Origin of the sequence: Spirosoma pollinicola, from assembly GCF_002831565.1 — a bacterium.
Taxonomy (GTDB): Bacteria; Bacteroidota; Bacteroidia; order Cytophagales; family Spirosomataceae; genus Spirosoma; species Spirosoma pollinicola.
The window spans coordinates 3,269,734-3,285,829 of sequence record NZ_CP025096.1; the positions used below are offsets into that span (position 1 = coordinate 3,269,734).

General features: G+C 49.5%; 12 protein-coding genes. 8 read left to right on the top strand and 4 right to left on the bottom strand.

Annotated features, from left to right (window positions below):
• The first annotated feature begins 14 nt into the window (after nt 1-14).
• From CWM47_RS13655 to CWM47_RS13685, 7 genes are all read left to right on the top strand, one after another.
• A complete protein-coding gene (locus CWM47_RS13655; protein ID WP_100988502.1) occupies nt 15-953 on the top strand; it encodes a D-ribose ABC transporter substrate-binding protein in 939 nt (312 codons plus the stop codon).
• A gap of 3 nt (nt 954-956) precedes the next feature.
• Nucleotides 957-1,589: a DUF2291 domain-containing protein gene (locus CWM47_RS13660; RefSeq protein WP_100988503.1), complete on the top strand. Its 633-nt coding sequence runs from the start codon at nt 957-959 to the stop codon at nt 1,587-1,589.
• Between the two features lie 136 nt (nt 1,590-1,725).
• Nucleotides 1,726-3,249 (top strand): sugar ABC transporter ATP-binding protein, encoded by a 1,524-nt coding sequence (locus CWM47_RS13665; protein ID WP_100988504.1) that lies wholly within the window; start codon nt 1,726-1,728, stop codon nt 3,247-3,249.
• A 74-nt stretch (nt 3,250-3,323) separates the two neighbouring features.
• Nucleotides 3,324-4,304 (top strand): ABC transporter permease, encoded by a 981-nt coding sequence (locus CWM47_RS13670; protein ID WP_100988505.1) that lies wholly within the window; start codon nt 3,324-3,326, stop codon nt 4,302-4,304.
• A gap of 84 nt (nt 4,305-4,388) precedes the next feature.
• Nucleotides 4,389-5,894: an FGGY family carbohydrate kinase gene (locus tag CWM47_RS13675; RefSeq protein WP_100988506.1), complete on the top strand. Its 1,506-nt coding sequence runs from the start codon at nt 4,389-4,391 to the stop codon at nt 5,892-5,894.
• Nucleotides 5,895-6,050: 156 nt separating this feature from the next.
• Nucleotides 6,051-7,508, top strand: a complete 1,458-nt coding sequence (locus CWM47_RS13680; RefSeq protein ID WP_100988507.1) for a DUF1593 domain-containing protein — start codon at nt 6,051-6,053, stop codon at nt 7,506-7,508.
• 383 nt (nt 7,509-7,891) lie between these two features.
• Nucleotides 7,892-10,369 (top strand): glycoside hydrolase family 95 protein, encoded by a 2,478-nt coding sequence (locus CWM47_RS13685; protein WP_100988508.1) that lies wholly within the window; start codon nt 7,892-7,894, stop codon nt 10,367-10,369.
• Between the two features lie 250 nt (nt 10,370-10,619).
• Here the strand turns inward: CWM47_RS13685 and CWM47_RS13690 are convergent, their stop codons facing one another.
• The 4 genes from CWM47_RS13690 to CWM47_RS13705 all read right to left on the bottom strand — a co-directional run bounded on the left by CWM47_RS13690 (nt 10,620) and on the right by CWM47_RS13705 (nt 15,143).
• Nucleotides 10,620-11,936, bottom strand: coding sequence for a DUF4270 family protein (locus CWM47_RS13690; RefSeq protein WP_100988509.1), 1,317 nt, complete (start codon nt 11,934-11,936; stop codon nt 10,620-10,622).
• Between the two features lie 11 nt (nt 11,937-11,947).
• Entirely contained in the window at nt 11,948-12,307 is a 360-nt protein-coding gene (locus tag CWM47_RS13695) for a DUF4907 domain-containing protein (protein ID WP_100988510.1), read from the bottom strand.
• A gap of 1 nt (nt 12,308) precedes the next feature.
• Nucleotides 12,309-13,271 carry a Kelch repeat-containing protein gene (locus CWM47_RS13700; RefSeq protein WP_240625897.1) on the bottom strand — a complete coding sequence of 321 codons (963 nt, stop codon included), beginning with the start codon at nt 13,269-13,271 and terminating at the stop codon, nt 12,309-12,311.
• Between the two features lie 444 nt (nt 13,272-13,715).
• Nucleotides 13,716-15,143 carry a S41 family peptidase gene (locus CWM47_RS13705; protein ID WP_240625898.1) on the bottom strand — a complete coding sequence of 476 codons (1,428 nt, stop codon included), beginning with the start codon at nt 15,141-15,143 and terminating at the stop codon, nt 13,716-13,718.
• A gap of 390 nt (nt 15,144-15,533) precedes the next feature.
• Between CWM47_RS13705 and CWM47_RS13710 the strand changes: the two genes are divergently transcribed.
• Nucleotides 15,534-16,049, top strand: coding sequence for a gluconate 2-dehydrogenase subunit 3 family protein (locus CWM47_RS13710; RefSeq protein ID WP_100988512.1), 516 nt, complete (start codon nt 15,534-15,536; stop codon nt 16,047-16,049).
• Nucleotides 16,050-16,096: the final 47 nt, after the last annotated feature.

Here is a 16,096-nt window from a genome sequence, read left to right on the forward strand (position 1 = left end):
TTACTGATTTTACCATGAAAAGACGCTATTTCTGGGTACCGGTTCTGATGCTTCTGGTAGGAAGCTGCGGCCCTAAAAACACGACAAACCAGCCCAAAAAAGTAGCGGTAATTATATCGACGCTTAACAATCCCTGGTTTGTAGTGCTTGGCGAAACGGCTGCGGCACAGGCAAAGGCACTGGGGTATGAAACCAAGCTGTTTGATTCCCAGAACAATACAGCCCTTGAAGCGGACCATTTTGAGAACGCCATCGTGTCGGGCTTCGATGCCATCTTGCTCAACCCAACCGATTCCGACGGGTCTATCGTCAATGTCATGAAGGCTAAAGAGGCTGGTATTCCCGTGTTCTGTATGGACCGCGAGGTGAACTCGACCAAGGCGGCTACCTCGCAGATACTGTCTGACAACTATTCGGGCTGTGTGGCGATCGGGAAGGAGTTCGTTCAGGATTTAAACAAAAAAGGAGACTACGTTGAAATTCTCGGTTTAGTGGGCGATAACAATACCTGGAACCGCTCGAAGGGGTTTCATAGTGTCGTGGACCACTATCCGGGTTTGAAAATGGTGGCGCAACAAAGCGCAGATTTCGACCGGAACAAAGCATTGGACGTACTGGAATCCATTCTACAGGCTCACCCGAACATCAGCGCGGTCTTTTGCGGGAATGATGCTATGGCAATGGGGGCCTATCAGGCGTTGGTAGCCGCTGGCAAGGCCAAAGACGTTGGTGTATATGGTTTCGATGGTGCCGATGATGTGATGAATTCCATTCGGGACGGTAAAATCAAGGCGACCGGGTTGCAGGCACCCCAGATGATGGCCAAAGCAGCTGCTCAATTTGCCGATGACTATTTTAAAGGTAAGAGCGACTTCGCCCAGAAAGTCCCGGTGGCCGTTGAGTTAGTCGACCAGGAAACGATCAAGGATTACGCAACCCCCAAAAAACGCTAGGCCATGCCCAAAAAAAGCCTGAAATACGCCGGACTATTGGTATTGCTGGGACTCGTTGCCTACAACTCCGTTTATTTTAAAAAGCTGGACGAAGTAAAAGCCGTCACTGGCCCCAATACGACTCAAAAATTCAGTGCTACCACGTATGCCCAAACGTTCTGGACGTCGAAACTCCTGCCTGAGGCACCCAAAGCTCCCGACTTTAGTTTGCTTCTGTCTCAGTTGAAAACGGATTCTGAAACGGCATTTGGTGCGTATTCGCATGCACTGGGCATTGGGAATATTCGCTACTTTCTGGTGAAAGGGGAGGGTGTGATTACTGCTATTGGTCCAAACGATGTAACGGTCACGTTGCCAACCGGTGAAGTCGTGCGACTGGCTACCGAATACATTTTCGGCAATGCCGCCCGCGATGCCTCCGGTCTGATCAAAATCACCGAGTTTGAGAATACAGATGATCTGAACAACGTTTCGGCCGCTATCGACGCCATTATCCGGGAAAAGGTAGTGCCACCCTTCAGAGCCAGTTCAAAAATTGGAGAGGCTGTGAAGTTTACTGGCGCTATTGAACTCAATAAGGAACACCTGCACCTGGAAAATCTGGAAGTAGTTCCGATTTCGGTAACTCTGAAATAGTGGTTTTTTGTCATCCCGACGATAGGACCGGGCCGCCGGAGCGGAGATGTTAGGCTTGACTAATACACGACTTTAAGATCCCCGCTCCGGCGGCCCGGTCCTATCGTCGGGATGACAAAAAAACATACCCCCAACCATGCTAGTAGCCGAAAATATCACCAAACGATTTACGGGCGTAACGGCCTTGGACAACGTCTGCCTTGAGTTTCCGGCTGGACAGGTGACGGCTGTGATTGGCGAAAATGGAGCGGGGAAATCGACATTAATGAAGATCCTGTCGGGGGTGTATTCCGACTATGAAGGGCAAATTCGGTTTAAGGGGCAACCCGTTCGGTTTGATTCCATCCGGGATGCACAGGCCTGTGGTATTGCCATCATTCACCAGGAACTCAACCTGATTCCGTACCTCAGCATTCAGGAAAACATTTTTCTGGGACGCGAAATCACGACCCGATGGGGGACCCTCGACCAGAAAGCCATGCGGCTCAAAAGCCAGGAACTTCTCGAAAAACTCAAGCTGGACATCGACCCCAATACCCTGATTGTTGACCTGAAAGTTGGTCAGCAGCAGGTTGTTGAGATAGCCAAAGCACTGCTTGTTGAGTCTGCGGTGATCATTATGGACGAACCAACCTCGGCGATCAGCGAGAGCGAAGTAGCGGTTTTGTTCGGGATCATCAACGATTTGCGTGCCGAGAATAAGGCAATCGTTTATATCTCTCACAAGCTGGACGAGCTGTTCACGATTGCCGACCGCTATGTTGTGCTGCGCGACGGAAAGTCCATAGAGTCGGGCATTATGACTGGTATCGACCACGACACACTTATCCGTAAAATGGTTGGCCGGGATCTTACCGGTATCCGGCGGCAATTGACAGAACAGGTCTACGAACCGCTTCTTACTGTCGAAAAGCTGTGTCTCAAACACCCGGTTCGTACTAATGAGAACCAGCTAAACGATCTTTCATTCATTGTTGGCCGGGGCGAAGTCGTTGGCATGTTCGGACTCATGGGCGCGGGTAGAACCGAGTTGTTGGAGACCCTTTTCGGACTGCACCCAAAACGGGCTAGTGGTAGCGTGTCTATTGACAATCAGACTGTTAAGTTTAGTGAACCAGCTGATGCCATACGTGCTGGTCTGGCTCTGGTGCCGGAAGATCGTAAAAAAGATGGGTTGGTGCTGGGGATGGATGTGCAAACGAATATCAGTCTGACGGCGCTTTCGGCTATTGAACGAGCTGGTTTTCTGAGTCAGCAAAAAGAGACGACGCTGGCGAAAAAATATATCGCCGACCTACGAATTAAAACACCTTCTGAAAAACAAACGGCTAAAAACCTGAGTGGCGGCAATCAGCAGAAAATTGTCCTCTCGAAATGGCTGGCCACGCATCCGAAACTGTTGATGCTCGATGAACCCACGCGGGGTATTGATGTCAACGCTAAAAACGAAATCTACAAACTCATTCTGCAATTGGCCGATGAGGGTATGGGTATTCTGGTCGTCTCGTCTGAATTGCCCGAAATTCTGGCGATTTCTGACCGTATCCTCGTCCTGTGCGATGGCGTGTTAACCGCCGAAATGGCTGTACAGGACGCGTCGGAAGACTCCATCCTCAAAGCCGCAATTTCTGTAACAGTGAGTGAAAGCGCGAATGAGTGAACGAGCGAATAGCTGTTGCTAACTGTTTTTACTCCATCGCCATCTAGCTCGTTTACTCTTTAATGCTTATCTCTATGCAAGCAACCCTAAATTCCTACCGTCCCGTTTTAACCAGGTTTCAGTCCTTAATTGCCTTGTTTATTCTTTGTCTGGGCATTAGTCTAATGTCCGATAAATTTCTGACCGTTGCCAATTTCTGGAACGTGCTGCGGCAGATTTCCGTCAACGTTTGCATCTCTACCGGCATGACACTCGTTGTGCTGACAGCGGGCATTGATCTATCCGTTGGCTCGATACTGGCCCTTTCGGGGGCGATCACAGCGGGCTTGCTCCGAAACGGAATTCAGTTACCCAGTCTGAATTTATACATTGGTTTCACCCTCATGGGGGCCATGCTGGCGGGTATGGTAACGGGCACCGGCCTGGGCTGGTTTAACGGCTGGGCCATTACACGGTTCAAACTGCCCCCTTTTGTCGCCACGCTGGCGATGCTGACCATCGCGCGGGGTCTTACCATGCTCTGGACAGAAGGATTCCCGATTACCGGCCTTGGTGATTCGTTTGCCTTTCTGGGTACAGGCTGGCTGCTGGGTATTCCGGTACCGGTCTGGGTGTCGAGTATATTGGTAGCCGTGGCCGTTCTGGTTACGAATAAAACCCGGTTAGGCCGCTATATATACGCCATTGGGGGCAGTGAAAGTGCAGCCCGACTGTCGGGGGTGAACATCAACCGGATAAAAATCGCCGTGTACAGCATTGCCGGGGCATTGGCTGCCGTGGGTGGTTTATTAGTAACCGCCCGACTGGATTCGGCCCAGCCGAACGCTGGAACCAGCTACGAACTGGACTCAATTGCCGCCGTGGTAATTGGCGGCACCTCACTTTCGGGTGGGCGTGGGAGTATACTGGGCACCGTTCAGGGAGCCATTATTATCGGTGTACTCAACAACGGGCTGGTGTTGCTTAACGTCTCGCCGTTCTGGCAGCAGGTGGTTAAAGGCCTGGTGATTTTGCTGGCTGTTATTATTGACAAGCGAGCGGATAATGAAAAATGAATAATGAATAATGTAAAATGAGAAGCCAGAATTAAACTCAGTTGTGTTGCATTACCCATTATTCATCATCCATTTTACATTACCATGAATTCCTATATTCTGGCCATAGACCAGGGCACCAGCAGTACTAAAACCCTTCTGTTCGATGCGGCTGGACAAGTCGTTGCCCGCGCATCCGAACCCCTGAAAACGCATTACTACGGGGATGGATTTGTGGAACAGGAACCCGACGAAATTTATCGGAATGTCCTCACATCGGTAGGGAAATGCATTGGTGGTTTTGCCGCCGAAGGAGGTAGTCTGCACGATATTACCGTGTGCGGCATTTCGAACCAGCGCGAAACCTTTGTTATCTGGAACCGGTCGGGAGAGCCGCTACATAATGCCGTTGTCTGGCAATGCAAACGCTCGATTGCCGTGTGCGAGCGACTCAAAGCGCAGGGCCTGGAACCCATGATCCGGGAAAAAACCGGCTTGTTTATTGACCCTTATTTTTCCGGCACCAAGCTGATCTGGCTGTATGAAAACGTTGACTCAATTCGGCAGGCGGTGGAGGCTGGAGAAGCTTATTTTGGCACAGTAGATACCTGGTTACTCTATAAATTGACCAATGGGGCCAATCCAGGCGGGGCCAGCTATTTTACAGATTACACCAATGCGTCCCGTACCCTGTTTTTTAACCTGCAAACGCTGTCGTGGGATCAGGAATTACTGGCCGCGTTTGGGCTGACGGGTTTGAACCTCCCAATACCCAAACCCTCGGCTGCGTCCTTTGGCGAATCAACCTTCAACGGCTTATTCGATCATGCTGTTCAGCTAACGGCCATGATTGGCGACTCACACGCGGCTGCCTTTGGCGAAGGTTGCTTTACGCCCGGCACCGCTAAAGCAACCCTCGGAACGGGTTGTTCGATTATCATGAACATTGGCTCTGTCCTGAAAACATCCGATCACGGCATGGTTTCCACCATTTGCTGGAGCACCGAAGATCGTGTGGATTACGCGCTGGAAGGCGTTATTGTGACCTGCGGAGCCACCATCGAATGGCTGAAAAACAGCCTGGGTTTGTTTGCCGAAAGCCGGGAAACCGAAGCGATGGCTACTGCCGTACCCGACAATGGGGGCGTGTATGTCATTCCGGCGTTTAGCGGGCTGGGAGCACCCTATTGGCAGATGGAACGTAAGGCGTCAATTTCGGGATTGACGTTTAGCTCGACAAAAAATCACCTGGTACGTGCCGCCTTGGAATCCATCCCATACCAGATTAAAGACGTCATTCTGGCTATGGAAGAGGATACCGGAATATCGTTAGCTGAGTTGATGGTCAACGGTGGACTCACCTCGAACGGCTTCGTTCTGCAATTTCTGGCCGATTTGCTGGGGAAATCCGTCGTCAATAAACGGATGCCGGATATATCGGCGCAGGGAGCTGCTTACCTGGCGGGCCTGAAAGCGGGTATCTATAAAGACTTAGATCAACTGACACGGCTAAGTGCCGCTAACTCGTGCATACAGCCGAGTGCTGACACGGCATACGTGAACGAAGCTTATGCAGGTTGGTTATCCGCTGTTGTCGTAAATAAACCCTAACGCTTAATTAGTCACACAAAAAAAATTTATCTTTAATCATAGAGACGGACCGCCGTTGCGGTACAGAGAATTTAGGAGTACAATATTCTGATTGTAAGCTAATTGGGGCTCTGTGTTCTCTGTGTCTCTGTGGTTAAAAAAAATGCTTAAGTACTTATGACTCAAAACATCTTCAGAATTGTGTGCAGCTTGCTGGTTGGGCTAGCTATGGCGACAAACACACTTATTGCCCAAACGCAGCCCAAATTGCGCGTGCTGGTTTTGACCGATATAGAAGCCGACCCGGATGACTCGCAGTCGCTCATCCGGTTTCTGACCTATTCCAACCAATGGGATACCGAAGGGCTTATCGCCACGACATCTATTCACCAGAAAAACCGGGTGGCTCCAGAAACCATTCATCAACTGCTGGATGCCTACGCCAAAGTTCAGCCCAATATGCTCAAGCATGAGCGCGGTTACCCGGCCGCCAGTGCCTTAAAGGCCAGTGTAAAAAAGGGGCTGGCCGTATATGGCATGTTGGGTGTTGGTGAGGGGCACGATTCAGAAGGGTCGGAGTGGATCATAAAAACACTCGAAAAGCCGGATGAACGGCCCCTCTGGGTTCCGGTCTGGGGTGGTCCCAATACGCTGGCGCAAGCGCTCTGGAAAATCAAAAAGACCCATACTCCCGAACAGGCCGAAAAGCTTTACCGCAAACTTCGGGTCTACACGGTCTCTGACCAGGATGATTCAGGGCCCTGGATTCGGAAAACATTTCCGGGCATTTTCTTTATCTGTAGTCCCGGATATAGCTACGATCAGGCAACCTGGCGCGGGATCAATACAACCGATAAAGGCACGAATCCGACCTTAATCAGCAACGACTGGCTGGCACAGCACATCCAGCAGGGACACGGCCCCATGGGGGCTTTGTATCCTGATGTTGCCTATGGCATGGAAGGCGATACGCCTACTTTTTTGGGGCTCATTTCAAATGGCCTCAATGAGCCAGAGCGCCCGGATTATGGCGGTTGGGGCGGTCGATACACCCTTTATCAACCGACCACGTTACCGCCAAGGGGCCGGTTTGCACGACCCGATTTTCCGGCCGACGAACTCGAAACCCGCCCCATCTGGACCAATGCCGTCGATTCGCTTTATGCCAGCGCCTTACCCACAAAGGCGTACGCACAACCTGCTGTAGTGGAGGCTCCCCGAAGTATATGGGCCACAATCTGGCGTTGGCGCGAGGATTTTCAGCATGACTTTGCCGCTAGAATGGACTGGTCTACCAAGCCGTATTTGGAGGCCAACCATCCCCCAGTTCCCGCTCTGGCCCATTCGGATAAACTGACGGTGAAATCGGGCGAGGTATTTCATTTGAACGCTGCCGGAACGACTGACCCCGACGGCGATTCGATGAGTTATTTGTGGTTTCAGTATCCTGAAGCAGGCACCTATCCGGGACTGGTGAGTTTTCGGCCCTACGCGTCGAACTTATATGATTTGCCTGTGACAGCTCCCACGGTCGATAAACCCCAAACCATTCATTTTATCCTGCGCGTTACGGATAAAGGCTCGCCAGCTCTAAGTCGTTATAAACGGGTGATTGTGCAGGTGTTGCCAAAGTAAGTATAGGTTTATTTTTATGGTATTTTACCTCAGGGCAATGGCTAGTCAATCCTCCCAGCTTGAAAGCTGATTTTTTAGGGGCGGTAATTGTATCAGACAGCATCCTTGCTGTCTGGCCGTAGGCAACAGATTGCCATAACTAGCTAAGTCGGAATGAGATGAGTAGTTAAAATTCGCCTGACGGCCAGACAGCAAGGATGCTGTCTGATACTCCCTCACAAAGCCAATCCTTCAGGAGGTTTGACGTAATACAGGAAGGCTGAGTTTACATTGCTCGAAAAACCGGGCTTGATTTCAGGATAAAGCCAGCTATTTCTGCTTTGTGGAAATAGCTGGTTATTTTTTTTGCTGGTGTACTTTTGCCGACAACTCCCTTACCATATATGAATCAACATCGCTGCTTAGTTCTGTTTCTTACACTCGCGACCCCGTCGCTTGCCCAATCGAATCTTAAACTCTGGTACAATCAACCGGCGTCTGTCTGGACGGAGGCCTTACCCGTTGGCAATGGCCGTATTGGCGGGATGGTTTTCGGTAAAGTTGATGAAGAACTCATTCAACTCAATGAAAGCACGCTCTGGTCGGGTGGGCCGGTGAAAGGAAATGTGAATCCCGAGTCGCCAAGTTATCTCCCCAAAGTGCGTCAGGCATTGGAGCAGGAAGATTATAATGGAGCTGTGGATCTGGTCAAACACATGCAGGGGTTGTATACGCAATCGTATATGCCCCTGGGTGACCTGTCGCTGAAGCAGGATGTCAAAGGGGGGAAATCGACCAACTATTACCGGGATTTAGATATACAGAAAGCTGTTGCCACAACCCGATTTACGGTAAATGGCGTCGCCTATAAACGGGAAATATTTGCTTCATCACCCGATCAACTCATGGTTATTCGCTTGACGGCTAGTAAGCCCGGCCAAATCAGTTTCGATGCATCAACGAATAGCCAGTTGCGGTATCAGCATGCCAGCAGCGCTAAGGACGAACTGGTTCTGAAAGGGAAAGCGCCCGTTCAGGTTAATCCAAATTACTACAACCCAAAAGATCGCCCGCCAATCGTCTATGAAGACGCTGCCGGCTGCAATGGTATGCGGTTCCAACTTCGGCTAAAGGCAGTTAACAAGGGCGGCAGCGTGCAATCCGATACGGCGGGAATCCATGTCCGAAATGCAACAGAAGTGCTATTGCTCGTAGCTGCTACTACCAGTTTTAACGGCTACGATAAATGTCCGGATAAAGACGGGAAAGACGAAAACAAGCTGGCCGAAGAAATTATTCGTCAGGCAACCGGCAAAGATTATGCAACCCTGCTGGGTCGCCATATGGCTGATTATCAGTCGTATTTTAATCGGTTCTCGTTTCAGTTGACGGATACGACCGCCACCAATGCCAACGCCGGTCTACCCTCCGACCAGCGCCTGTTGGGTTATAGCGAAGGTGCCTATGATCCGGGTGTTGAAACGCTTTATTGCCAGTATGGACGGTATCTGCTGATTTCCAGTTCGCGTGTGCCCAATGTGCCGGCCAACCTTCAGGGTATCTGGAACAAAGAACTGCGGGCACCCTGGAGTTCGAACTACACGATCAATATCAATACCCAGATGAATTACTGGCCGGTCGAGGTCACCAACCTTTCCGAACTGCACCAGCCGTTGTTTGGACTTATAAGTGAACTTGCGAAAACGGGCGCAGCAACGGCGAAGGAGTTTTACGACATGAATGGTTGGGTGGCGCACCACAACACCGACATCTGGGCCCTCTCCAATCCAGTTGGCGATAAGGGGCAGGGCGACCCAAAATGGGCGAACTGGAACCAGGGAGCCGGTTGGTTAAGTCAGCACCTATACGAACATTACCGGTTTACAGGCGATAAAAAATTCCTGAGCGAAACGGCTTACCCGATCATGAAGGGCGCGGCCCAGTTTTATTTGAACTGGCTGGTAGAAAACAAAGAGGGCTATCTGGTCGTGGCCCCTTCTGTATCGCCGGAGAATGATTTTATTGATTCGAAAGGCCAGCCCGCATCCATTTCAATAGCCACTACGATGGATATGTCGATCATGTGGGATCTATTCACGAACCTGATCGACGCATCGTCGGCCCTCAACACCGATGCTGACTTTCGTAAACTGCTCACCGAGAAGCGGGCGAAATTTTACCCGCTGCACATCGGTCGGAAAGGAAATCTTCAGGAATGGAATAAAGACTGGGAGGATGTAGACCCGCAGCACCGGCACGTTTCCCATCTGTTTGGACTACACCCCGGTCGGCAAATTTCACCGGTCACAACACCAGCTTTTGCAGCTGCCGCCAAAAAAACGCTCGAACTTCGGGGTGATGCCGGAACGGGCTGGAGCCGGGCCTGGAAAATTAACTTCTGGGCTCGTTTGCTGGACGGCAATCACGCGTATGTACTCTTGCGGGAATTGCTGAAATATACGGGCCAAACGACAACGAGTTATTCCAATAAAGGTGGGGGAGGAACATACCCCAACTTCTTCGATGCACACCCGCCATTTCAGATTGACGGGAATTTCGGCGGCACAGCGGGCATGGCAGAAATGTTGATTCAAAGCCACCTGGATGATATTCAACTGCTCGCAGCCTTGCCTGATGCCTGGAAAGAAGGTACTGTTAAAGGCCTGAAAGCAAGAGGTGGTTTTGAGGTGGGCATTCAGTGGAAAAACCACCGATTAGTGACAGCAACGGTAAAGTCGGCAAATGGTGAGCTGTGCAAACTCAGAACCAGCCGCCCGATTCGGGTAAAGGGGGCAACCGTAACAACGAAAACAACTGAGCTGGGTTATGTAACGACTTTCCCAACAAAAAAAGGGAGTGTTTATCTGATTACTGGTTTGTAGGGAGACGGAAGTAGCGCGGGTGGAAACTTGATCTGGCGCGGGTATTTATCGCACGGGCGCCCCCGCCGTGCCTATACTTTAGCAAGCATTCGCTTGCGCCAGTAAATACTGGCAATATGCAGAGACACGGCGGGGGCGCCCGTGCGATAAATACCCGCGCCAGAGATCATTAAAAACCTAATAGCAATACGGGGACAGCTTCTAAAAGTCTGTCCCCGTATTGCTATTGATATAAATTTGATAAAATCGCTTATGAACCAGATGTCATGAACAGCTTTAGTTGAAGCTGGTCATTCGGGCGGAGCCGGTCGCCTAGTGTTACCCGCTGAATATAAGGAAGAAGGGTATTAAAACCGGAGGATGTTGGCACTGTTAATATCAACGGTTGACTAAGCCCTTTTTTCTTGATGATTTGGCTGATATAATACGTCAAATCAATGGTGTAACTATCCGTCAGTAAAATTGCAGCACGATCTGAAGAGTAATTGGCACCAGCTACGTCGCTTCCTATTGTTCCTCCTGGGACTGTCGCAATAAGCTCATTCTGATTGTTGGTTTGATAAAGCTGTAGACCCGGAGGAGGATTCATATTGTCGCGTAAATCGCGACGAACTGGGCTAATGATCAAAAGTGCCCGGTTAATATCAGCAAAAGTCTCTGGCCGGAAGAAGTCATTCAGATACGGGAACTCGACACGAGTCTGAAGACCGGCCCCAAGGGTTACAAATGTGGTTTTGTCCGTCAAGTCACTGGCTACCACGTCCGACCGGTTTTTCAATGCACTCAAGGTTGCACCAGTCCGATCGTTTTTCAGATTTGTAAAGTGCAGCGACGAAATCGAAAATAAGAGCGTTGCCTGCGTTCTGTTGATATCCGTATCGTGGTAATACATGCGAAGGCCACTTACCGAAGGATTCGTGGTAAAGCCAAGAAAGGTATTCGACGTTGATTTACATACAAGTGAGAAACCCGGTAAGTAATCGTTCAGGGTGATATTATCAGTGATTGCACCGCTGATAATTTTGTCGTATAACGTCTGTGCAAGTTCAGACGGTAAACGAATCTTTACCAACCGTGTACCGCTATTCTGGTTCGGTACAAATGTCTGCTTCACCAATGGCTTTGCAGCATAGGCCAGGGTGCTGGTATTGTAAAATAACTGCGCCAGAACGGGTCTGTTAAGCTGGTAAGCCTCTAAATCGAACGTTGACGTTGTGTCACCATAGGTAAACGAGTACCCTAGTTCCAGCACCAGAGAATCCAGCCGAAAGTTAGTCTGGGAGACTAACGAATTCGATGGGTAGTCGATGGCTGCAAAAGCCTGCGCCGTTTGAAGCCCGGTGTTGGCGTCTTTCCATTGACCCACAACCATATCGTTCACCCCCGATGTCACGAACGAATCCGTCCGCATCACCGTCGATGTTTTCACCGTGATCGAGTCAACCGATTGAACCTGCAACTGCTGCGGATTAATGATTGACTGGCCCACGTTAAGGTCGCCCGATTGGCAAGCAAATAGCACTATACCGGCCAGCCAAAGCAAACCGGCGTACCAGAGAGTACGCATAAGCAAATAATTCAGGGAATTTTTACGCCCAACTGGCGTAGTTCATCATTCGTCAGGGTAGGCAGTGCCTTGTCCTGTTCTATTTTCTCAACAACCCGTTCACCAACCCGCCGGGCTTCGGCTTCGGAAGTAAAGCCAACGATTCCGGGTTGACCCGGAATCGTTGGTTGATAAATAAATGGCTTTCCGTTGTTTAGTATTGAATAACCCCAGCCACCTTTTGTCGCAAAAACCTGAACCTTGTAGTGATTTTGCCGCTGGTAAATGGTCCAGCCTGTCAGGATGGCAAGTACCAGCAAAACGAAAAGCAATACCTTGCGAATCAGATTCGTTCTTGACGGTTGATCGGTGTTTGATGGGGTATTCTGCACCTTACAATACCTGTTCTATCGTTGGATCGAAATCCCACAGATCATCAAAAGGGGTTGTTCCGTTCAAACCTGTTGTTACATACCCTTTGTTGCCAATAGCAAACCCAACAGCATAACTACGGTTGGCACCTTCAAACGAACCTAGTGTTGTCCACAAGTCGGTGTTTGGATCATACTGCCAAACAACCGTGTTCGCATCACCAACGGTAATGTAACCGTAGTTGCCAATGGCAAATGCAACGGCATTACTACGCTGAACGGCCTGATCTGTTAAGAAATCGAGTTTTTGGGTCCATACATCCGTTGCAGGGTCATATACGTACCAGTCGCGTTGGGCTGTTCCGTTGTTATTTCCTGTACCGGCATAGGCTTTGCCGCCTACCACGAAGGCTACGGCACTCACGCGTTTCTCGCCACCGTAGCTGGCTACTTTTGTCCAGGCGTTTGCCGTTGGATCAAAAGCCCACATGTCTTTCAAATAGTTGCCATCATTACCCGTGCCAACATAGCCTTTACTACCAATTGAAAAGGATAACGCACCATAGCGGGCAGTGCCACCAAAATCAGCTACTTTGGTCCAGGTGTTCTGCGTTGGATCGTAAGCCCAGAAGTCTTTCAGCTTATCGCTGTTGACGTTGATTCCCGTGCCGATATAGCCTTTGTTACCAACCGAGAAGCCAATACCTGAATACCGGGCAACGCCACCATAATTAGCTTTTTGCGACCAGGCGTTTTTGGCAGGGTCGTAGGCCCAGAAATCCTGAAGCCGCTGGTTGCTGACGTCGCGGCCGGTACCCATGTAAGCGATGTTGTTAATGACGAAGCTGGAAGCACCTGAACGGCTTACGCCTTCAAAGGCAGATTTTTTTGTCCAGTCGCCCAGAACAGCTACGGTCGTGTTGCCGTTACAGCCGATGAGCAAACCAGCCCAGCCAATAGAAAGAGCACCCAGTACCCAGTTCATGCGCTGACGGTTCTTAGTTTTCTTAGTTACGGGAGAGAGCGAAGTCTCTGGTGTTACAGATTGCGGCTGAGAGTCAGTTGCCGAAAGAAATCGAAATGGTAAATGAATCATGAACAAGAGCGTAAACGAACGAACTAAAACGTAAAGTTATACCAATTTGAGTTAAGAACGACGGTTTTGCCATCCCGATTGGAATGAGTCGACCCAGAAAGAAGCCTTTGGGAGTCACACGGGGGCTGGCTTAGTAGCTGGCACCTGGTGATTGGGTAATCAAATCGTCACGCAAAATTACGTCAAACCAATGTTACATACCAACGTGCCCCATTCATAAAAATTCTTAATTGTTGACATTAAAAGGAATTGGTACTTAACAAATTGAAACGACTACGATACAAAGACCCTCTTTGTGTCGTAGTCGTTGGAATGGAATTGAAAAAAAACGACTTATAATTTCAGGTTCTTAATTACCCGAATCATAGAATTACCACCCGCTTTGCGCTGAATAGACGAGCCCATCTGTAAGAATGAATTTCGAACGGCAGCCCGACGGCCATTGGCACTGTTTCCCGAAATCTGATAAAGCGCTTCATTCAACATGGGTTCGTTGATATCGCCCAACGGCAACAGGCTTATAGGTTCGTCGACTTCAACATTGGGCGTAAAGCCGGTCGAGTAATCTGATTGGCCTGCACTGTTGTACGATTTAAAGACGATGGGCTGCATACCCCATTTGATCTTGCCGGTGTCGTCGGTAATGGTAATCGAGCCAACGTTTTTACCATAGGTTGTTGACCCAATCGTCGTAACGGTCATATAAGGTCGTAGCCCGTTGATGATAAGTTCACTCGCCGAGGCCGTATGGTCGGTGGTGAGAACGAATACCCGCGAGAGGCTGCTACCAATATTCTGCGACTTGTCGAGGAAATTCTGGATGAAGAAACTGCTCCCGTATTCCTGTTGCAGCAGGGGCGTAATGGTAGTGTTCCATTCTTCGCGAAAATAGAGTTTGCCGGAACTGATGCCTTTCCCAATCAGACTGGCGAGGTTGGCCGACGAAGAGGTATAGCCGCCCGGATTATAGCGTAAATCCAGCACCAGCTCGTTAACGCCCTGCGCTTTGAATTTGCTGAAAACGGCATCCATCTGTGCATCATATTCATTGGCAGTGCTTCCATTGGCCCCTGGCACAAATTGATTATACACAAAATAGCCTACTTTTTTGCTGCCAACCGTGTATACCGAATCGAGGAAGTTCGGATTCTCCTGAAATACCGTTGCCGTTACGGTACGCGTCTGATCTGAATCGACAAGTGTCGAACCGCTCACCGTGGCCAGCCCAAAGGTATAGGTGGTTCCGGTGGATAAAAGATCAGAAAAATTAGTTGTACTTAACAAAGTGCCGTTGACTTTTGAGATAATGTCACCCCGCTTTATACCTGCTTTCTCGGCTGGTGAACCGGGTAATACATACAGCACCTGAGCAATAACCCCTGTGGAGCCAGACGCACGTAAGTATAGATTATACTCCATACCCGTTGTGGTGGTTTGCCCGCTAAGCTCTGCCTGCAGCGCATCTCCATCATTTTCGATCCATGAAAAACGGTCACCGGTTGGGTTGGTGGTGGCGTCGTATTTATTCAGGATAGAATCAAAGAAAACGTCGGGGGCCAGCGTCGTGTCTGGATTGGCGGGAATCTTGTCGTTCCAGTAATACACCTCCCGCATGTTGCTTAAAATCCAGCTATCGACCGTCTGGTTTTCGCTGGTTGTTGTACCCGTTTTAGGAGTAACATCGTCTGTCGTCTTCTTGCAGGAAGAAAACGTGACAACAAATCCGGCTATCAATAACCAATTCAATGTTGATTTTTTCATAAAAGACTGATTCATAGAAGCCCGTAAGGCGTTGTTCATAATAAGTTGTTCTATAGAGAAAGCAGGTAAATGAAGAGTGGCTTACCTACACTATCTTACGTTAATAAAACGCTGAATGTTGCAACCGCATTCAATGATTGACGTATTTAATCAGCATTTAATGGGGAGTGCTGACGTATATCCTTACGGTTGCAACAGGCAAGCAATCGAAGCCAAACTATATGGCGCTAATGGATTTACCGGACAAGACGATGACGTTTAAAAAGCAGTTAATCTTGTAGGCCCTCCGGCAATAAGGGTATAAATCGTTTTAGTTAATCTTGTATCTTTGATAGACTGAACTCAATCGAATTAACAATTCCTGTGGAAAGACGTAATGCGTTAAAAACGATGGCGGGTGCCGTTGGCGGGCTTATAAGCCTGCCCGCCTGGGCGAATGGCTGGACAACCGAAACGGTTCGTTCGAGTCAGCAACTCCTGTCAAGTGGCCAGGCCGAGCTTTTGGCCGAACTGGTTGAAACAATAATTCCGGTGACCGACACGCCGGGTGCCAAAGCACTCAATGTGCATAAATTCGTGCAGAAAATGGTGGCCGACTGCTATGATAAATCGACACAGGAGAACCTACAGAAAGGGCTCGACTCGCTCGACGGTCTGGCTCAGAAATCCTATAGTAAATCCTTCGCGGCAGGCGATACGGCACAACGTACGGCCCTGCTTACACAACTGGCAAAATCGACCGATACGGCGCAGAAAGACTTTTATTCCCTCGTAAAAAATCTGACTATTCGGGGGTATATGAGTTCGGAATATGTAATGACAAATCTGACCCATTACCAGTTTATTCCCGGCCATTATTACGGCTGCGTACCTGTTCAGGCTAAAGCCACTTCTCAACCCAAGTAACGTTTTTGGTTTTCGGTTTGCTGTATTCGGTAGATACCTGTAGCAGC